A 21170-nucleotide genomic window follows, 5' to 3' on the forward strand; every position below is an offset into this window, starting at 1 on the left:
ATGAAGAATTAATAAGATAATGACACACACCTTTTCATTTAATCATATAGCGCTTTCAGTAAAAGATGTAGACGAGTCTGTTCAGTTTTACCAAAACGTGCTTCAACTTAAAGAAATTGAAAATACGGCTTCTAATTCTGAAACGAGATGGCTATCATTAAATGAAGGCAAACAGCTTCATCTTATTCCTCGTCCAAATTCAGAAATAAAAATAAATAAAGCTGTACATTTTGCATTATCTACATCTAATTTAGACGCCTTAATTACTAATCTAAAAAGATTAAATATTGAATTTTTTGATTGGAAAGACAATCCGAATACAATTTATGTACGAAAAGATGGAATCAAACAGATTTACTTTAAAGACCCAAATGGATATTGGATAGAAATTAATAATGATGTTAAATAACAAATACAATATTTTTTGCTCATAAAATTTCCATCAAAATTCAACGTGTTTTTGCTAAATTTATGTTTAAAGACGAATGTACTCACACAGCAAAAACCGCTACCAAACAACTAAAAACCAGACAATGAAAAACAACAATAAAGAAAACCAAAAGGAAAAAGACACCTCTAAAGTTTTAGATATGGATGGGATAGAAACTGTAAAGTCAATTTTTTTAGGAAATCGAAAAGTTGTAAAGCCTAATGCTAAGGATGGAGACCATCTTCATAGCGGACTTTTAGATTAATAATAAATTCACTTCGCTCTTACTTATATCAATTGGTTTCCTATTAGCATTCAACTAAATTGAATAATAACCTTCTTGAGATAAAGGAACCCTTAATGATAAAATTCATTAGAGTTCCCAAACACCGACATTAGTTCTATTAAAAAAACCTTATAATCCTACTTACAACATTTACAACACTTACTATTTATAAGCTTTGATTAGTGAAATACAGTAGTAAGCAAAACAAAAATACGACAGTTGACGTATTTTTTTATAGTTCATTTTGAAATAACATTGTAGCTGTAACTTACAGCTAGATGAAAAATTTCAACACCAAACTATCATTACTACTTTTAGTCATTACATTAACTACCTATTCAGGTTTTGCCCAGCATGTTGACTGGATTCATGCGCCTAAAAACCCTATACCTAGAGGAAGCAGTTTGCAATATCAAAACTTAAAAGGTGCTGTTTTTCAAGAAAGCATATCAGATTACTACACCAAAGATGGGCAATGGTTTCCTTATAATGCTGAATTTGAAATACGTCGTGATAACCAAGGGAGGGTTGTTTACTTTAAAGATAGATATAGCACCTATCAATATGTATATGATAACAAAGGCAAACTACTTGAAGAAAAACAATATAACAGTCCCTACCGAGTCTTTGAGTACGACTCAAAAAACAGAGTCGTAAAAACCACGTATACCAATCCTAAAAATAATATTAGTACTATAACATACTCCTATACACAAGATGGCACTAAGTGTACCGTAAACGAAATACGCACACACAAAGATGGAGAAATTGTAGTACGAGAAATACGCTACAAAAATGGCCTCGAAGTATATGCACACACCCAAGGATTTCCTGCCACTATATATACGTATGAGTATGATGCGCAAGGTAATTGGATAGTTCGCACGATACTAGATGCCGAAACAAAACAACCGCTTCGAAATAAATTTGACGGTAAAGTAGCACCTCCATCTACCAGAAGCATTATTTACCATAACGAATATGAAAAGGGTTTACAAGCTCTAACGGTACAAATGACAGACCTTACCAACGGAGCTGTTGCCAATGCACGTCTTGTTCCGATAGTTTTTATTAATGGAAAAGAGTTTAAGAAAATGCTGTTTTCAAGATTTATAAATGATTTTGTGTTTTACGATCCCCTTTCAAAAACCTATTACATTGCTCGCAATGCCTATCTAGGCACATACAAAAAAGACCAGAAAATTCCGGTAGAAATACTAAGTACAGGTGCCGAAAATGTACTCTTGTTTAACGGTCTTAAAGTAAAAGCTCTTGAACGAGGTGACGAAGGCGAATTAAAAGACTGGAACTTTATAAACTACACCAAAGGTCTTGGCGCTTTTGTAGGCACAAATAAAACCGCAAATAAGGCCTATGCTTTTTTAAATATGCCTACGGTTACCAACGAAAAAGTAGTCGCTGTTCCTGGTACAGCGATTAACGATTTGTGGTATATGCCAGCAGAAGATAAAAAGAACGTATACCTTTTTGAAAATGGCGAGTATGTACGTGGTAAATACGCTATGGTTGGCACTTTAGGTAACACCACATCGCTTAACTTAGTGGTTTCGGTAGATGGTGCTACAACCTATGTATTTCCAGAGTATGATAAGGCTCTAGAAAAGCATGTTTACAAAGCGCGTTTGTTTAACCCTTCTACCGATGTACTAAAAAGCACTACGACTACCAATAGCACACCAACCACCTCTAATACAACAAGTACTACAACTGCTAGCAACACTACTAACAACACCAGTAAAACCAATACAACAAAAATAACTTACCCTAAAAAAGACTATAGCAACTATGGGCTAACCTCTTTTGCCCAAGGCTATCTTGAAGCCTACAGTGTTGACCCTACTGCTGCTGCACAACACATTACCGATTTGGGTGTAGTATTAAAAAATCACTATCCTGAAGGCACTAAACTATTTCCTAAATTTTTAGCTGTTTTAGAAGAAATCTACTATGTAGATAATTTTATTGCTTATGAAACTTTAATAAATACCAACAAAAGTCTTTTTGACTATTGTATGGCTAATATGAAAAACCCTATTAAACAGCATTTGGTTAGAATTGCTAAAATGAAATTAAAACAAAATAATTAGCAATAAGATATACTATTTAAACTTCACTGTAAAGTAACGCTGCGCTATGCGTAGTGTGGTTTTGGATTTTAAAAATAGTGAATTTATTCACAAATTTTTAAAAATACAGGTTAAACCACATCAAATTGCGTATAGCTATTGTTCTTGCACGTTTTCACTCGAAGTGCGGTTAAATATACCTAGTAGCAATTTGGCATAGCGCAGCGTTCAAGCACATTTCCAATGGGGCGAGAATTGCGAAGCAATGTAGCAACATTGGTCGGCTTTAGCCGAATGTGCTTGAACTTGGTTATATACCCACAAAAAACAATTAGATAAAACCTATTATTTAAGATATAACTAATAGGTTTTCATATATTTAGCTATTATAACTCTGCACATTAAAAATAAATCATTAGGATTTGCAGAATCTGACCAAAAATCAGATGAAGCTTGGCAAAGTGAACAAATAGAAATACTCAGAAAACAAAATTCTGAATTTAAAAAGCTTAATACTAACCTTATTGAGGTTATAAAAAACAACTCAATCAAATAACATAATACAATGAAAAGATTATTAATTTTAATTGCCTTTGGATTTATTTCTTTCAACTCGTATTCTCAAAATGAGTCAAGCACAGTAATGATTAAATCAATCGAAACTTATGGTTCATTTGCTTCAATGAAAAGAAGTCTTCATATTATTGATGAAAAAGGAGAAATTACGACAACTGAACTTGAAAAACATAATACTAAAGGGATTCCAACTAATATGGTCACAATAAAAAATGCATTAGATAAATACATAAATCAAAATTATGAATTGATTAGTTCTAATGCTGTTTCATTTGGATGGAATGGTGTTTTTACGATAGAACACACTTATGTTTTGAAAAAAACTAAAGAAAAAGAAGATTAAAAACTTAGGATGACTATAAGTAATCGCTTGCACACCTGTCGGCAGACAGGTTCTCGTCTACTTCTGAATTCAGAAGCATCGGAACTTGTGAGTTTTTGAGTTTTAGACAACAAACTATACACAAAACAATTGTAGTGTACTAAAAAAACTCACTATACTGCATAACCCTAAAATCAAAAGTATTAAAATCAGGATTTTTAGCTTTTAACTGTTTATACAATGGCAATCTGCTTATTGAAATATTTGCTGCTCCTGACCCAGAAGTTAAGGACACGGTTTTTATTTTTCGAGTAGCTTCAGTAGGTTTCTTCCCTTCTATCGGAATAACAAACTCGTGTATTCTTGGAACTTCGTTAGTCACCACTTTCAACTTAATATTATAGTCTTTAATGTGTTTTCTAAAAAAATATTCTGGTCCATTTTTACTGTTTCCGCCTGTAAACAGTAAGGTATCAATAGTTGGGTATTGCTTAATGTAGCCAATAAGATCTCGCAACACAATGTTAGTCATTCCCAAATCGGAAGCATCAATCTTCTTTCGTTCTGCACTTTTAACAATATCACAAACACCTATTTTATGCTGTATTAAAAAACGCTTGCGTTCTTCAATAGCCTCTTGTGAATTGTCGTATCGTAAATTCAAATTATGGATTTTATCAATAAACAACCACAAGCTATTGTAATAGCTGCCGTAACAAAAGTCTACATCTTTTTCTAGCAACTCACCTGTTGAAAATCTTGGTGGTGGCAATGTACCTACAATTAACTTTGTAGTGTCATTTTGAATAAAAGGTTGGTATGGGTGTTTATGAAAAAACAACTATGCTTTGTTTAAGTAGCCTTTAACTTTATTTATGGTTGCCCTATAAATTCTTCGGTTAGGTTTGGTCATGTGTTGTGACTCTGCGTTAATATCATTTAAAATATCGTAAGCATCATCATTTTTTTGTTGACTCAATAAAAATTCAGCCAATACCAAGCGCTCGTTGTAATGGGAATAACGCTGGTTTATTACTTTCATATTGGTTTCAGCTTCATCAAATCTATTAAGCTTTTCAAGGCATAATCCGTAAGTAAATTGCGAAATGGTATTAACAAACTCTTGGTGGTCTTTTATTGTTTCAGCAATCTCAATTGCTTTTTCATACTCTTGTGCGTAGTAATAACTTTCTAAAAGCTTCTTTTTTACAAATACGTTGCTTTGCGATTTATCTTCAAGCAACTGTTCATAATGTAGACTAGCATTTGAGTAATCAGATATTTCAAAATAAGCATCAGCTAAATTTAATCTGTTTTGATAAGTATCAGAAAATTGAAGTTTGCTTTCTAAATCCCTAACTTTTTTTGTTGGGTTGATAATAGACGTAATATCACTAGCTACTTTTTCGGCATCTCTTTTATTATAAACATTACTAATTAAATATACTGCACAACCTATTACTGGAACAAAAATGATAAGAAACACCCAGTAATATTCATTTTTATGTTTGAAAACGTGATACACACAAAAAAATTGAATAGCCAATATTAAATAGTAAACCATATAGAATTGAGAGGATTATCGATTGCTTGACTAAAGTATAAAAAATTTGTATTTTACTGTAGTAACCAATAATAATAAACATGGGAAAAGGTGATAAAAAAACACGACGCGGAAAAATACACAGAGGGTCTTCAGGTGTTAGACGTCAAAAAATAAAAAAACGTCCAACTACTGAGCAAAAAATAAATATTGATAAAAAAGCTAAGGCTTAATTATCTTATAAATACCAAGTCGTTTTTAGTAGACATGCTCTCGCTAAAGCCATAACCTTCGTAGTTAAATCCTTTAAGGTCGTCAATGGTTTTGGCATTAGTATCTACAATATATCGTGTCATATAACCTCTGGCAAGTTTAGCAAAGGTCATAATGGTTTTGTATTCGCCATTTTTTAAATCCTTAAAACTGGCAGTAATTACAGGAACCTTTAATGCTTTGGTGTCTATAGCTTTAAAATACTCGTTACTCGCTAAATTTAAGAACACCTCATCGTCTTGCAGCTCGTCATTGAGTGCTTGAGTAACTTTCTTTTTCCAGAACTCGTATAAGTTTTTGTTTTTTCCTACTGGAAATTTAGTTCCCATTTCTAAACGGTAAGGTTGAATTAAATCCAATGGTTTTAAAACACCATAGAGTCCAGAAATAATGCGAACCGTGTCTTCTAAAGTATCCAACCTACTACTTTCAATAGTGTAAGCATCTAAGCCTCTATACACATCACCACTAAAAGCATATACAGCTTGTCTTGCATTGTCTTTTGTAAATGGCAAACTCCAGTCTTGATTACGCTCGTAGTTTAATTGCCCAAGATTATCTGAGATATTCATAAGCTTTGACAAACTTTTAGCCGACTTCTTTTTAAGTAATTTATTAAGGCGTTCAGCTTCGTTTAAAAAACAAGCTTCAGTAGTTTTTGTTGTGGGAAGTTTACTTTCGTAATCTAAAGATTTTGCTGGTGATAAAACGAGTTTCATAGATATTTTGCTTTGTACCAAAGTTACAATTACCTAATTATAAAATCAACTTTAGATTTTATTCTTTTCAATAAAACTATTGAGAAAACTTATTACAATTCTTAATGCTTGGAGTAGTTACGCCATTTTTCAACACACAGCTGCATGTCTTCAGGAATTTCGGTATTAAAACGTAAAAACTCTCCAGTTTTAGGATGCTCAAACCCAAGTGTTTTAGCATGTAGCGCTTGTCGTGGTAATACTTTAAAACAGTTCTCCACAAACTGCTTGTATTTATTGAAAGTTGTTCCTTTTAGTATTTTTTCGCCACCATAACGTTCGTCATTAAACAGTGTATGTCCAATGTGTTTCATGTGCACACGTATTTGGTGCGTACGTCCAGTTTCTAACTTACAAGACACTAGAGTTACATAACCTAAACGCTCAATTACTTTGTAATGGGTTACTGCTGGCTTGCCTTTATCGGCATCATCACCTTCAAAAACAGTGTTTTGCAGTCTGTTTTTTGGATGACGACCAATATTACCTTCTACAGTACCTGAATCTTCTTCAACATTTCCCCAAACCAAAGCCACATATTCGCGCTCACTGGTTTTATCAAAAAACTGCTTAGACAAATGCGTCATAGCTTCTTCGGTTTTTGCAACCACCAGAAGTCCGCTAGTATCTTTATCGATACGATGTACTAATCCAGGACGATTACTAGAATTGTTTGGTAAATTATCAAAATGATAGGTTAAAGCATTTATTAAAGTCCCTGAATAGTTACCATGACCAGGATGCACAACCATTCCTGCAGGTTTATTAACCACCAAAAGCTCATCGTCTTCATAAACAATATCCAATGGTATATTCTCAGGCGTTAACAAATACTCATAAGGAGGATGCTCAAAAAGCACTCTAATTTTATCAAATGGTTTTACCTTGTAATTTTGCTTTACAGGAGTATCATTAACGTAAATACTTCCGTTTTTTGCAGCAGTTTGAATTTTATTGCGTGTTGCGTTTTCAATAAAATTCATTAAATATTTATCTATACGAAGTGGTTGCTGACCTTTTTCAGCGGTAAACGAATAATGTTCGTACAACTCATCATCATTGTCGTCTATTGAAGTATCGTGATCTGCCATGTTTAGTTTGATCGGTTACCATTACCTAAAACCAAATCAATTTTTGTGGTTAGTGGTAATAAATCTCCAGCTTTAAGAGTTTCTCCTTGATATTTTACAGCAATCACCTCATCTTTACCAAGGTCGTCAACATAAGTGATTTTTCCTACTTCAAACCCTAATGCTTCTAGAGTTGGTTTGGCTTGTCTAAAAGTACGTCTTACAATATTTGGGACTGCAACCTTACGATAACCTGATGGATTTAAAATAAGATAGATTTTTCGGTTTTCTTTAACCTGAGTTCCTGCTAAAGGATATTGCTCAATAACTGAATATTTAGGATAATTAGGATTGTAGTTAGCCGAATCCTGAATTTCCATTTGCAAGTCATTATCACCTAATTCTATTTGAACGGTTTCTAAAGTCTTACCTTTTAAATCTGGCACTTCTACAAACTCACCATGGTTGGTGTAACTTTTCAACCATTGTAATATTAAAAACGATAATACTACAAGAGCAACGATAGCCAGTGCAATTTGTTTTAAAAATGCTTTGCTGGTAAGAAACTTTACTAAACTCATAAATGGAAATTAGATTATGACAAATATATAAAAACTCAAAGGTTTTTTCTTTTGCTTTAATGTGCTATTTTAGCTTAACTATTATTAGTTACGTTTTATTGTTTGTTTCGGATTATCGAGTGATTATTAATTAACAGCAATTCCTGTGAACACAGGACTTTATATGAAAAAAAATATTGCCATTATAATGGGAGGATATTCTAGCGAGTATGAAATATCCTTAAAAAGCGGTCAAGTGGTTTATGAAACTCTAGACACTTCAAAATACAACGCTTACAGAATACATATTTTTAAGCACAAATGGGTTTATGTTAATGACAATGATGTAGAATTTCCTATTGACAGAAATGACTTTTCGATTACTCTTGAAGACAAGAAAATAACTTTTGATTGTGTGTTTAATGCTATTCATGGTACTCCTGGTGAAGATGGCTATATGCAAGGATATCTTGAGCTGTTAAACATTCCGCATACTAGTTGTGGTATGTATCAAGCAGCATTAACATTTAACAAACGTGACTGTTTAAGCACCTTAAAACCTTATGGAATTAAAACCGCAACCTCCTATTACCTCAACCAAGGAGATGCAGTTAATGAAAATGACATTGTCAACAAAGTTGGCTTACCTTGTTTTGTAAAAGCTAATAAAGCTGGCAGTAGTTTTGGGATCACTAAAGTCTATAACAAAGAAGACATAAAAAACGCTCTTGATGTAGCTTTTAAAGAAGATGACGAAGTAATTATTGAATCGTTTTTAGATGGCACTGAAGTTTCGGTTGGAGTGATTACTTACAAAGGAGAAGTAACCGTTTTACCTATTACCGAAATTGTGAGTAACAATGATTTTTTTGATTACAAAGCAAAATATTTGGGTGAATCGCAAGAAATAACTCCTGCCAGATTAAGCAAAACACAAGAAGAAAAGGTAAACACTGTTGCTAAACAAGTGTATACCATTTTGAAACTAAAAGGGTTTAGCCGAAGCGAATATATTTTTAAAGATGGAGAACCTCATCTTTTAGAAGTTAACACAGTACCTGGTTTAACTAAAGCCAGCATATTACCTCAGCAAGCTGCAACAGCAGGAATAAGCTTAAGCGCTCTTTTTGAAAATGCTATTGAAGAGGCTTTGAAATAAAATCTGTAATTTTACATTATGAAACGCGCAATCTTTCCAGGGTCTTTTGACCCAATTACTTTAGGACATTACGATATTATTAAACGTGGTGTAAAGCTTTTTGATGAAGTAGTTGTAGCTATTGGTATTAACGCTGACAAAAACTATATGTTTTCTCTTGAAGAACGTAAAGCCTTTATTGAAAATGCGTTTAAAAATGAACCTAAAGTGTCTGTAGTAACTTATGAAGGTTTAACTATAGAATTCTGTAAAAAGATTGATGCTCAATTTATTTTACGTGGTTTACGTAATCCTGCTGATTTTGAGTTTGAAAAAGCTATAGCACATACCAACCGTAAACTTTCTAAAATTGAAACTGTTTTCTTGCTTACTGCTGCAAAAACATCGTTTATTTCGTCTTCAATTGTTAGAGATGTTATTCGCAATAATGGCGATTACACTGTTTTAGTTCCTGATAGTGTAAACATTAAATAAGGTTATTTTTCTTTGCTTTTTGTACCGCTTCAAGTTTATTATGCACTTGTAGCTTTTTGTAAATATTTTCAATATGCTTTCTTACAGTGCCTGTTGAAAGAATTAAGTTTTCAGCAATTTGCACGTAATTTAATCCTTTGCTCAAGTGTTCTAATACTTCAGTCTCTCTTGCAGTAAGTTTAATATCTTCTTTATCCTTTTCGTTTTCAATACTCATAGGATTTCGAAGTAATTTCAAGGTTTTTAATGCTATTGAAGGATTCATAGCTGCGCCTCCATTTAAAGTTTCAAGAATACCACTATGTAAATCTTTAGCATTAATTTCTTTAAGCAAATAGCCATCAGCTCCTGCTTTTATGGCATTGAAAATGTTTTCATCATTATCAAAAACAGTAAGCATAATGATTTTTATATGAGGATATTTTTGCTTGACTATTTCAGTAGTTTCAATACCATTAAGCACTGGCATTTCAATATCCATAAGGATTAAATCAAGATTGTGATTGTGTTCCAATTTAGACAATAAATCAGAACCATTCATTGCTGAAAATTTAAAACTCAAGTCCTCAAAAAAAGACAGCTTTTCTTTTACTGCATTTATTAAAAATGTGTTGTCGTCAACTATGGCTATTTTAATGTTCATTGGCTGGTATTTTTATAAAAATAGTAAACGTATTGAATTTCACCTATACGATACATGACGTATATTACATTTGTAACTTGACTGTTGTTCCGTTACCTTCTGCAGAGGTTACTGTTAACTCTCCATCAATTTCATGAGCGCGTTTTTTCATATTATTGAGTCCGTTACCAAGTTCAACTTTTAAAACATCAAACCCTTTTCCGTTATCAGAAACTTGAACTAAAAGTTTATCATCTACCTGATTTACCTCAACCATTATTTTAGTCGCTTCAGCATATTTTATAGCATTATTAACCGCCTCTTGAATGATACGATAAATATTCATTCCCTCAACAGAAGTAAACTGCAAATCATCATTAATACGTTCTCCTTTTTTGAAATTGAATTCAATACCTTCTGAAGCAATATGCGCTTTATCAATAAAATTTGAAATCCTAGATTGTAAGTCTTCAATAGATATTTCATTTTTATTCATTGCCCAAATAGTATCGCGTAACTCATAAATGGTTGATGAGGTGAATGTGCTTATACTTTTAAGCTTATCGCCTAACTTTTCTGGGAGTTTAAATCCATATTTTAAATTGTCTAAAGATGAAATAATAAACGTTAATTGCGCTCCAATGTTATCATGTAAATCTCTTGAAATTCGTAGTCTTTGGTCTTGAAGTTTACTTTGTGTTTCAATTTTTGCCAAAGCATCTTTAAGCTGATTTTCGCGAAGCAACTGTCGGTTTTTTATTTTTTGTTGACTGTACACTAAGTAACCCAAAAGCGAGAGCACAATTGCTAATGCCACTAAACCTAAAATGTAGTTGTTCTTTTTACTTAAATCGAGTTCTTTTTCGGCTAAATCAGCACGTTGCGACAAGATTTCTTTTTCCTTCTTTTCAGTTTGATATTGAATTTCCAATTCGGCAACCTTACCATTGGTTTCAATATTTAAAATACTGTCTCTAAACAAAGTGAAGCTTTTGTAGTACTCTAAGGCTTTTTGAGGTTGATTTTTAGCTTCGTAATATTGAGAGTAATTGTGTAACGCTGTTTCTATATCTGTTGCCGATTTTGCTTTTCTGGTATAATAGTAACCACTATCTAGATACACTTTAGCTTCTTCCAAACGATTGTTTTCAATCAGTACATCAGCAATATTATTGTAAGTAGCACCAATTCCTGTTTGGTTGCCTATAGCACGCTCTGCCTTTACTGATTTATTAAAATACAATAAAGCAGAGTCTATTTCTTCTAAATAATAATATACTGCACCAACATTGTTGGTGGATTCCGCTATTCCTTTTTGGCTGTTCAGGTCTTCTTCAAGCTTCAAGGAGGCTTTAAAATAATCAAGTGATTTTAGCAAGTCACCATCATTAGCATAAATAATAGCAATACTATTGTAGACTTCAGACATTCCTTTTTTATTGTCTTCAGCCTCAAAAATATCTTTGGCTTTAAGATGGTTTTCAATAGCTTGTTGGTTCATTCCAAGGTAGCTATATACTGTTCCTATATTGTTTGTTACAGTTGCTCTATGCGAATCCATGCTTTTAGCATCGTAGATTTTAAGCGCTTCTACGTAAGCCGCTAAAGCATCTTCATACAATCCTAAATTACGATTACACGCACCAACATTATTATAGGCTGAAGCAATGATTATAGAATCTGTTGAAGTTTCCAAAGCAGCAGTTGACAGCGATTTAGCTTCAGTAAATAGTCCTAAATCTCGTTTTACAATTCCTAAGTTGTTTTTGCTTTGTGCAATGTTGTTAACTACTTTATTTTTTTCAGAAATTGTCAATGCTTTTTCCAATAACTCAATTGATTTTTGAGGATTGGTTTTATACATATCCATTGCTGAGTCATTAAGTACTGCTACATTGTTTTGAGAAAAACCAATAGAGAAATAAAGAATACCAAAAACTGTCAGCCAAAATGTTTTCATATTAAAAAAGTAGTTGGTTGATTTGTTTAAATTTAGAAATTAATTTGGGAACGTAAGTGATATTATTGTGCCTTCATTTAATTTAGAATCAATTGAAAACTCACCTCCTAAATCATTAACACGTTTTTTCATGTTTGTTAAACCGTTTCCTTTTTCGATAGTGTTGAGATCAAAACCTTTTCCGTTATCAATTATTGATAGTTTGTAGTTCTTAGGTTTGTCTATACTAATTTCAATTTTAGTTGCCTTAGCATGTTTTATGGCATTATGTACAGCTTCTTGAACGACTCTATGAATTCCTATTCCTGTTACCGAAGAAAACGACTTTTCAATATCAACTTTATTAGAAACATTAATATTGAACTCTATTTCCTGCGACGCAAATCTTGCTTTATCTTTGTAGTTTGTAATTCGTAAAATAAGGTCTTCAATTGTTATCTCTTCCTTATTCATTGCCCAAATAGTATCGCGCAACTCATAGATGGTTTCTGAGGTGAAATTGCTAATGCTTTCTAGTCGTTTGTTTAGGGTTTCATCTTTAATATCAAAACCATACTTAAGATTGTCTATAGAAGAAATTATAAAGGTAAGCTGCGCACCAATATTATCATGTAAATCTCTTGAAATTCTCAAACGTTGTTCTTGAAGCTTATTTTGAGTTTCAATTTTTATCAACGCATCTTTGAGTTCATTTTCTTTTTTTAGCTGCTTATTTTTAAGTTTTTGCTGATTGAAAAATAAGTATCCTATCAACCCTAAAACTACTGCTAAGCAAACCACTCCATAAAGTTGATAGTTTTGTTTTTGAATAGTTAATTTATGCTCTGCAAGTTCAGCACGTTGTATCAGTATTTCTTTTTCCTTTTTTTCGGTGTCATATTTCACTTCAAGATCAGCAATAGCTTGAGCATTCTTTTCAGAAAAAATAGAGTCTTTTAAAATTCTAAATTTATGAGTGTGCTCTCGTGCTTTTTTAAAATTTCGAAGCATGTAATAACTCTCAGCTGTATTTAAGTTAAGATCACCTGAATTGGCTTTTATTTGAGGATATTTTTGAATAAGTTTAAATCCTTTTTCAGCATAACCCAAAGCGGTTTGTGGTTCATTAATTTCGTTATACAACGCTGTTAAATTGGAGTATGTTGATAATTCAGACGCTTCATCAGACTCAAAACCTTCAGGCTTATCCAAAGCTTGTAAATAGGTTTTGATAGCCAAATCATAGTTATTATTTTCATTATAGGCATTTGCAAGGTTATCTAACAACCTGTAATACTCTATAAGGTTATTAGTGCGTTTAGCTATTACTAACCCTTTTTTATATGTCATTATAGCTTCATCAATGCGTCCTAAATCTTTTAGGTTGATGCCAATGTTATTTAATGACGTAATCTGGTCATTCTCTAAGTTATGCTCTTCTCGAATTTTTAACGCCTTTTCATGATAACTCAATGCCTTTTCATTAAGATTCATTTCTTGATATATAAGACCTATATTGTTAAGATACGTATGACTTTGTTTTTCATCGCCAATGGCATCATTCATTCTTAAAGCATCAAAAAAGAACCTCAATGCGTCATCATATTCGCTTCTGTTCCAATGAAACATTCCTAAATTATTAATGCACATGACTTCAATATTTTTGAAGTTGTGTTCATGACTTAAATCTAACGCTTTAGTGAAGTAGTATTTAGCTGAATCGGACTTACCAGTGACATCCATATAGATACCATGTGTATTTGTTAATTCGGCTAAACCAAAATTAAACCCACTCTCTTTGGCTTGCGTTTTCCCTTCGGTAATGACTTGAAGTGCTTTATCAGAATCGTTGAATATATAACTGAATCCAATCTTATTAAACGTCCTGATTCTTACTGAATCATTCTTTATTTCTTTAGCAGCTGTAAGTAAGCTATCTAAGTTTTGCGAATAGGTATAAGATGACTGAAATATGAATAGAAGTGTGACTAAAAGTATCCTCATTTTTGGCAATAAAAAAAGCATCAGAAAATACCTGTCCTTACCAGATAATATAACTGACGCCTTTTTAAAAAATTGATTAATAGCATTACGAATATATAACATATTGAAGTTCATCATCTTTTTTTTCGATAAGAAGCAATTAAAAAAGATTAAGCGTAATCCTACAAAAATTACGCTCAATCAGGAAATCTCAACAACAAGATTTAATTATTAAGATTGTAAGCATAAATCGTTTTATCATTGGCTTTATAGAAAAGAAAACCTCCAAATTCATCTACTTCATACTCAGGCTTTTTGTCGTTTAAAACAATTTCTTTATCTGTATAACCAGTGTCTTTATTTACTTTAACTAACCCAACACCATTATCTAATTTAGTTAAAATAAACTGTGCATTTTCGGTGGCTGCAGTTGATTTAAATCTAGTAGATAAATAGTCAAAAGAAGCTCCTGCTATTCCTGCAAACATATCGGCAGCTCTTTTAGCTTCTTTACCATAATCGTTATAGCTATCAAGGTCATTTACACTACCAAAAGCACTTCTATTAGCACCAGCTTTCATACTCATAGAAACTGTCATTGCTGTAGATGCTACTGCTGTAATACCTCCTACAATTTTACCAAAGGTGCTTCTTCCTGGTGATTTATGGTAAGTATGATAATTTTCATTTCCGTCAAATGCTAACGAGGTCATATTTTGACTTGATGACAAAAAGATACCAGTATCTCTTATTTCCATATGATTAGGATCTTCTTTTTCTTCAAAATCGCACTTAGCAAGATCACTAACTTCACCTGAATTTGCATCAACAGCCATAATTTTTCCATCAGCAGCAATTAAATATCTGTCATTTTTAGCATCAAAGGTTGATGCTACTGAAGCTGCTCTTTTATATTTTAACGGCTTACCCCAAACCTCTTCTCCTGTTTCTAAATTCACAATATTAGCGTCTTCACCTGTAATATATAGTAACCCTTGTGGTGTGTGTGCCATTACCATAATATTTTCTCCTGTTTTAAGAGGCTTTTTGAAAAGGGGTTTGCCGTCAAATGAAATTTTATTGATACCTCCTGATTCTATTCCGAATAAAATACCATCTTCCATTATGTAAAAATGCTGAACGTATCCTTTTGTTTTTGGTGCTTTATCCCATAGATCTTCTCCTGTAGCTGCACTAAACATGGTTATTTTTGATTCTGATTTTGCACCTAAAGCTCCTGTGCCTCCTGCAACATCACTAACTACAGCTAGACCTTGAGGTAGAATTTCAAAGTTTGTAACAATACCTTTTACTTTTCTATCGTCTTCCCAAAGTTCAGCTCCATTACTTCCAATCTTATGGATTCTGGTGTTTTTTCCATTTGTAGTAGTTTCAAAACCATAAATTTCTTTTTCAGTTTCATCGGCAACCATCCAGTTAACACCTTTTATTTTAGTTTGCCATAAATCTTCACCTGAATGCGATTTAGCAATAAGTCCTTGAGCTGTTGGTATAATTAAAGAGTTCTTTAAAAGCAAAGGCGTTCCTGTAACGCTAAAGTCTTTTGCAATTCCTACTCTACCTGGTTTATCTAAAAAGAAACTATAGTCTAGCTTAGAAGTGTTAAGATCGTATACTGCTACTTTAGGAGTCATTTTTTCAAACTTATCGCCTATTTTCTGAATACCACTAACTACTAATTTGTTTTGTGGCAACATAACATTACAAGTATAAATTTGATTCCAACTATCATCATCAGAATTGAAAATCACTTTACCTTGAACATAATCTATCACTGCTCTTTTGGTTTTAGACAATCCTGCAAAACCCGAAGTCGCTCCTTGAGATACGACTATATATGGTGAACCTGGAATAAAATCAGTCTCTTCTGGTTTTAGCTTTCCAAAATTATTAAAGGTAAAAACTGGTTGGCTTTCTGTTGGTTTTATGCCTACTAAACCATCATTTGTTGCCACTACCAACACACCTCCAATAGTCAATGTCATTTCATTAATCTTAGCTCCTAAGTCATAACTTTGACTTGGCGCTTCTGCTTTTTGCGCATTAGCAAAGGTTGCACTAACTAATAGTGCAACCAATACTAAGCTCTTAAATTGAATTAATAGCGTTTTCATGATTAAAAGTCTATGTTAAATGAACCCTCTGTTACATCTTTAATAGAATCGTCTGTACTATTTTTAGCACTAAAACTAAAAGTCCCTTTAATGTTAGTTTCCGTTACTTCAGATATATTGATTTCACCAACTTGCATATCATCGTAAGGTGCTTGCCATATAATAATCTCAGGATTTGTAGGATCATTAAGATCAACATTTGTTTCTTGGTAAGCAGCTACATTAAAAATGTTAGCTCCTCCACCTAATGGATAAGTACCAACACCGTCATAACCAATAATAGTTAAAACTATAGCCTTACTTGAAGTTCCACCTGTATTCCCTTGAATTTGCAGAGTTCCACTGTTTAACGTTGCAAAAGTCGCTATTTCCACAGATGTCATAGTTGCACCATCTATTTTTGCAGTTAAAGTCCCAGGGCTTGCAGAACCACCACTTCCTCCATCGTCATCACTTGAACATGAAGTTAATCCTACCATGGCTGTTACCATGATTAATACCATAAATTTTCTTAAATCTTTCATTGTTGAATATTTTTAATTAATAACTGATTCAAAAATGCAACTTTAAGAAACTGAAAGAAATACGTAATATGTCGTATATTTAAAATACGATATGCGAAAAAGACTGCTGTAACTGGTTTTGCTTGTCTTTTAATGATTGAAGAAATGCCTTATGGCTATTAGAGTTTGGATTAAATGGTCTATGCTGAAGTCCTTTTTGTATCACATCAACCTCGTTTAATGTTTTATGAGCCTTTTCTGAAATCCAAACCTGTTTAAATTTTTCCCAAATGTAATTTACTGCTACATCATTTGGATGTAACATATCGGCTTTATAAAAACGATAGTCGCGAAGCTCGTCCAGCATAATTTCATACGAAGGGAAATAATACTGCTGATTTCTTGGTTCAACAACTTGATGAATAGCTGCAACTAAATGCGATTTGCTTTGTGTATTCTCTACAAAACCATCTTTAATATGTCGCACAGGAGATACTGTAAAAATTATAGACGCTTTAGGATTAACGCTTTTTATTAAAGCAACTATAGCTTGTAATGATTCTGAAATTTTATCAACCGTTAGCAGCTCTTTTGTAAATTGTTTTTGTGGTACTTTATGGCAATTGGCAACAACAACATCTGATGCTGTATGTCTATAAACCCAAGCGGTTCCTAATGTAATAATAACATGTGTTGCTTGGTGTATTTGCTGATTTGTTGACTGAACAGCATTGTTCAATGCATGTAACAAATCATCTTTATTATCACTGCTTAACTTGGAATGCGCTTCATAACAATGCCATTGTTCATTATGAAAAAAGATATCTTCTTCGGTGTACGTTTTAGAATTAATCGCATTAGCAACCAAACTTTCAATGGCTAGCGGATGAAATAAAATACCAAATGGATTTTGAAAATTCTGAAGTTTAAAATAGTTAAACTTCTCTCCTATATTTTCAACAAAACAAGACCCAAACAGCGCTATTTTAGAATGATAATCTATTTGATTATGCGGCTCTGATTGTAACGGTATTTGGGTTTGTAGTTTCATTTTATCTTCTTGCAAAAATTTGTTTCTCTCGCAAAGACGCAAAGTTGCAAAGATTTTATTTTCTATTTTATGTTTTCTTTTATCGTAACGCTGTTTTCTTTCGTTAAATTTCAGGTTTCTTTACTATACTTTACTCGCAAAGCCACAAAGTTGCAAAAGTTTTCTTCTAGAGATTATTTACAATTCTTGTAATTCCTGTTTTTATTAAAGGACTGTTAAAATTAACTAACAAGCCAAGTTTTAAGTTTGTTAACTTTAAATATGTTAATAACTGTTTTGGATGTACTGGATGAATTGCTTCAACCGATTTAATTTCAATAATCACTTTATTTTCAACAATCAAATCTGTTCTAAAACCTAAATCTAGTTTTCTGTTTTTCCATACAACAGGAAGCGATTTTTGTCTTTCTACATTAAGTCCTATTCTTATCAATTCTGTGTAGAGAATTTCTTCATAAACCGACTCCAATAAACCAGGTCCTAGTTCAACATGAATATGATAACAACAATCTACAATAATTGAAGCTAAATCATTTTCACAATAGTCATCAGAACCTTTTTTCATTATTTTTTACATCTTATAATAATCTTTAATTTACAGAAAATTAATTATAAAAATTATTACTTTTCACTTTGAGTCTTGGCGACTTTGCGTGAAATTCTATAAATAACTTTTCACTGCTTCCAAAGCGTCTTTTATACCACTAGGATTTTTTCCTCCTGCAGTTGCAAAAAACGGTTGTCCGCCTCCACCACCTTGGATGTGTTTCCCTAATTCTCTAACAATTTGTCCCGCATTCAAGCTTTTTTCTGCAACCAATTCTTTTGAGATATAACAAGACAATAATGCCTTACCATCGTTTTCAGCACCAAAAAGCAGAAACAGGTTATCATATTGACTTCCTAACTCAAAGCATAAATCTTTTATTCCTGCTGCATCTAAATCAACTTGTTTTGCTAGAAATGTGATACCATTAACTTCAGTCAATTCATTTTTAAGCTCACCTTTTAGGTTTTTAGCTTTATCTTTTAAAAGCTGCTCTATTTGCTTTTTTAGGTTTGTATTTTCCTCTTGAAGATTCTGTAATGCTTTTACTGGCTCTTTAGCATTGTTAAGTAAATCTTTCATTTCAAAATACGCACGATTGTTTTCAAAATAGAAATCTTTTACAGCATCGTTTGTGATAGCTTCAATACGACGAATTCCAGCAGCAACTGCGCCTTCAGATACAATTTTAAAATGCCAAATATCTGCAGTGTTTTTTACGTGAGTTCCACCACAAAGTTCTATAGATTTACCGAATTTTATAGTACGTACAGTATCGCCATATTTTTCTCCAAACAACGCCATTGCACCTTCGTCAATAGCTTGTTGCATTGGAATATTACGTTGTTCTTGCAATGGTAATTTACCTTCAATTCTGGCATTTACAAAGTTTTCTACATCACGCAATTCATCAACGGTTAGTTTAGAAAAGTGCGAAAAGTCAAAACGCAAATACTTACTATGTACCGCACTACCTTTTTGCTCAACATGTGTTCCTAAAATCTCGCGTAATGCCTGATGCAATAAGTGTGTTGCAGTATGGTTACATTCCGTTCTGTAACGTTGTTTTGCATCTACAGTTGCTTTAAAAGTGCCTTGTACATTTTTAGGAAGACTCTTTGCAAAGTGAATAATAACATTGTTTTCTTTTTTGGTATCAACAATATATACAACATCACCAGAAGCATCTTCTAGATAGCCTTTATCGCCAACTTGTCCACCACCTTCAGCATAAAACGGTGTTAAATTAAACACCAGCTGGTACATTTCACCATCCTTTTTTGAGGTTACTTTTCGGTATTTAGTAAGCTTAACATTAGCTTCAGTAACATCATAACCAATAAACTCTTGCTCATCATCTTCAAGAACAATTGTCCAATCGTCTGATTTTAATTGAGAAGCTTGCTTACCACGTTCTTGTTGCTCTTTTAGTTTTTTATCAAACTCTTCGTGGTTATAGGTAAATCCGTTTTCACGAAGAATTAAATCGGTTAAATCTTCTGGAAAACCATAAGTATCTTTAAGTTCGAAAACTTTATTTCCTGAAATTTCTTTAGTGTTAGAATGTGTTATAATTCTATCAAGCAATAATAACCCTTGATCTAATGTTCTTAAGAAAGATGCTTCTTCTTCTTTTATAACATTTTCTATAAGTTGTCTTTGTTCTTTTAATTCAGGGAATGCTTCTCCCATTTTTTTGATAAGCACATCCACCAAACGGTAAATAAACGGCTCTTTTTGGTCTAAAAACGTAAATCCGTAACGAATAGCACGACGTAAAATTCTACGAATTACATAACCAGCTCCTGTATTACTTGGCAATTGTCCGTCTGCAATAGAGAATGCAACCGCACGAACGTGATCAGAAATAACTCTAATAGCAACATCTATCTTATCGTTTTTACCGTAATCTTTATCTGCAATGGTTTCAATTTCACGAATTATCGGTGTAAAAACATCAGTATCATAGTTACTTTGCACATTTTGTAATACCATACACAAACGCTCAAAGCCCATTCCGGTATCTATATGTTTGTTTGGTAAGTTTTCTAGAGAACCATTAGCTTTACGATTGTATTGCATAAAAACCAGGTTCCAGATTTCAACCACTTGCGGATGATCCATATTCACCAAATCCTTACCAGAAACCTTCGCTTTTTCTTCAGCAGAACGAATATCAACATGAATCTCACTACAAGGACCACAAGGACCTTGATCTCCCATTTCCCAGAAGTTATCTTTTTTATTACCTTTTAAAATACGGTCTTCAGCAATATACTGTTTCCAAATATCGTAGGCTTCGGTATCTAATGGCGTACCATCTTCTTCGTCACCTTCAAAAACAGTTACGTATAAAATATCTTTGTCTATTTTATAAACCTCTGTCAATAATTCCCAAGCCCAAGCAATCGCTTCTTTTTTAAAGTAATCGCCAAAACTCCAGTTACCCAACATTTCAAACAATGTGTGATGATAAGTATCGTAACCAACTTCTTCTAAATCGTTGTGTTTTCCAGAAACACGCAAGCATTTTTGAGTATCAGCAATTCTATTGCTTTTTGGTGTGGCATTACCTAAAAAATATTCTTTAAAAGGTGCCATTCCAGAGTTGACAAACATTAAAGTTGGATCATCTTTTAACACCATTGGTGCAGATGGTACAATAGTATGTTTTTTATCTTCAAAAAACTTTAGAAATTTTGAGCGTATCTCTTGAGACTTCATGTATGTTTAATTCTCGTTCTTGTTAAAATTATATTAATTGCGAAACAATTTTTATCTTTGGTCGTTTGCAAATAAAATTCATTTGATTGAAATGATTTTATCAATTGCAAAAATAGTATAAATAAAGA

General features: G+C 32.8%; 20 protein-coding genes. 7 read left to right on the plus strand and 13 right to left on the minus strand.

The window, feature by feature from the left end:
* Window positions 1-19 precede the first annotated feature (19 nt).
* The 4 genes from OD803_RS00915 (at window position 20) to OD803_RS00930 (ending at window position 3722) form a co-directional block, all read left to right on the plus strand.
* Window positions 20-409 (plus strand): VOC family protein, encoded by a 390-nt coding sequence (locus tag OD803_RS00915; RefSeq protein WP_262732025.1) that lies wholly within the window; start codon window positions 20-22, stop codon window positions 407-409.
* 124 nt (window positions 410-533) lie between these two features.
* On the plus strand, window positions 534-695 hold the full coding sequence (locus OD803_RS00920) for a hypothetical protein (RefSeq protein ID WP_262732026.1): 162 nt from the start codon (window positions 534-536) through the stop codon (window positions 693-695).
* Window positions 696-994: 299 nt separating this feature from the next.
* Entirely contained in the window at window positions 995-2824 is a 1830-nt protein-coding gene (locus OD803_RS00925) for a hypothetical protein (RefSeq protein ID WP_262732027.1), read from the plus strand.
* A gap of 544 nt (window positions 2825-3368) precedes the next feature.
* Window positions 3369-3722, plus strand: coding sequence for a hypothetical protein (locus tag OD803_RS00930; protein WP_262732028.1), 354 nt, complete (start codon window positions 3369-3371; stop codon window positions 3720-3722).
* 139 nt (window positions 3723-3861) lie between these two features.
* On the opposite strand, the gene OD803_RS00935 is transcribed toward OD803_RS00930, so the two are convergent.
* Together OD803_RS00935 and OD803_RS00940 are read right to left on the minus strand one after the other, a co-directional pair.
* A complete protein-coding gene (locus tag OD803_RS00935; protein ID WP_262732029.1) occupies window positions 3862-4542 on the minus strand; it encodes a uracil-DNA glycosylase family protein in 681 nt (226 codons plus the stop codon).
* Entirely contained in the window at window positions 4543-5226 is a 684-nt protein-coding gene (locus OD803_RS00940) for a hypothetical protein (protein ID WP_262732030.1), read from the minus strand. It abuts the gene before it with no gap.
* Window positions 5227-5345: 119 nt separating this feature from the next.
* Between OD803_RS00940 and OD803_RS00945 the strand changes: the two genes are divergently transcribed.
* Window positions 5346-5477: a 30S ribosomal protein THX gene (locus tag OD803_RS00945; RefSeq protein WP_129759151.1), complete on the plus strand. Its 132-nt coding sequence runs from the start codon at window positions 5346-5348 to the stop codon at window positions 5475-5477.
* Here the strand turns inward: OD803_RS00945 and yaaA are convergent, their stop codons facing one another.
* The 3 genes from yaaA to OD803_RS00960 form a co-directional block, all read right to left on the minus strand.
* Complete coding sequence (gene yaaA / locus OD803_RS00950) at window positions 5478-6236, minus strand: peroxide stress protein YaaA (protein ID WP_262732031.1); 759 nt, start codon at window positions 6234-6236, stop codon at window positions 5478-5480.
* Between the two features lie 101 nt (window positions 6237-6337).
* On the minus strand, window positions 6338-7366 hold the full coding sequence (locus OD803_RS00955) for an RluA family pseudouridine synthase (RefSeq protein WP_262732032.1): 1029 nt from the start codon (window positions 7364-7366) through the stop codon (window positions 6338-6340).
* Between the two features lie 2 nt (window positions 7367-7368).
* Window positions 7369-7926, minus strand: a complete 558-nt coding sequence (locus tag OD803_RS00960) for a PASTA domain-containing protein (RefSeq protein WP_262732033.1) — start codon at window positions 7924-7926, stop codon at window positions 7369-7371.
* A 163-nt stretch (window positions 7927-8089) separates the two neighbouring features.
* Between OD803_RS00960 and OD803_RS00965 the strand changes: the two genes are divergently transcribed.
* Window positions 8090-9064, plus strand: coding sequence for a D-alanine--D-alanine ligase (locus OD803_RS00965; RefSeq protein ID WP_262732034.1), 975 nt, complete (start codon window positions 8090-8092; stop codon window positions 9062-9064).
* An 18-nt stretch (window positions 9065-9082) separates the two neighbouring features.
* Window positions 9083-9538 carry a pantetheine-phosphate adenylyltransferase gene (gene coaD / locus OD803_RS00970; RefSeq protein ID WP_262732035.1) on the plus strand — a complete coding sequence of 152 codons (456 nt, stop codon included), beginning with the start codon at window positions 9083-9085 and terminating at the stop codon, window positions 9536-9538.
* Here coaD and OD803_RS00975 read toward each other — a convergent pair.
* From OD803_RS00975 to alaS, 8 genes are all read right to left on the minus strand, one after another.
* The gene (locus OD803_RS00975) at window positions 9531-10181 is read right to left on the minus strand and encodes a response regulator (protein ID WP_262732036.1); all 651 of its coding nucleotides are present in this window, start codon (window positions 10179-10181) and stop codon (window positions 9531-9533) included. The two genes, coaD and OD803_RS00975, sit on opposite strands and share 8 nt — an antisense overlap.
* A gap of 64 nt (window positions 10182-10245) precedes the next feature.
* Entirely contained in the window at window positions 10246-12120 is a 1875-nt protein-coding gene (locus OD803_RS00980; RefSeq protein WP_262732037.1) for a tetratricopeptide repeat-containing sensor histidine kinase, read from the minus strand.
* A gap of 39 nt (window positions 12121-12159) precedes the next feature.
* A complete protein-coding gene (locus OD803_RS00985) occupies window positions 12160-14103 on the minus strand; it encodes a tetratricopeptide repeat-containing sensor histidine kinase (RefSeq protein ID WP_262732038.1) in 1944 nt (647 codons plus the stop codon).
* 203 nt (window positions 14104-14306) lie between these two features.
* On the minus strand, window positions 14307-16217 hold the full coding sequence (locus tag OD803_RS00990) for an outer membrane protein assembly factor BamB family protein (RefSeq protein ID WP_262732039.1): 1911 nt from the start codon (window positions 16215-16217) through the stop codon (window positions 14307-14309).
* A 2-nt stretch (window positions 16218-16219) separates the two neighbouring features.
* Window positions 16220-16741, minus strand: a complete 522-nt coding sequence (locus OD803_RS00995; RefSeq protein WP_262732040.1) for a DUF6252 family protein — start codon at window positions 16739-16741, stop codon at window positions 16220-16222.
* 79 nt (window positions 16742-16820) lie between these two features.
* Window positions 16821-17771 (minus strand): GSCFA domain-containing protein, encoded by a 951-nt coding sequence (locus OD803_RS01000; RefSeq protein WP_262732041.1) that lies wholly within the window; start codon window positions 17769-17771, stop codon window positions 16821-16823.
* Between the two features lie 166 nt (window positions 17772-17937).
* On the minus strand, window positions 17938-18336 hold the full coding sequence (locus OD803_RS01005; RefSeq protein ID WP_262732042.1) for a GxxExxY protein: 399 nt from the start codon (window positions 18334-18336) through the stop codon (window positions 17938-17940).
* Between the two features lie 96 nt (window positions 18337-18432).
* Window positions 18433-21042 (minus strand): alanine--tRNA ligase, encoded by a 2610-nt coding sequence (gene alaS, locus OD803_RS01010; protein ID WP_262732043.1) that lies wholly within the window; start codon window positions 21040-21042, stop codon window positions 18433-18435.
* Window positions 21043-21170 lie beyond the last annotated feature (128 nt).

It is taken from the genome of Gaetbulibacter sp. NE (assembly GCF_025548475.1).
Lineage (GTDB): Bacteria > Bacteroidota > Bacteroidia > Flavobacteriales > Flavobacteriaceae > Gaetbulibacter_B > Gaetbulibacter_B jejuensis.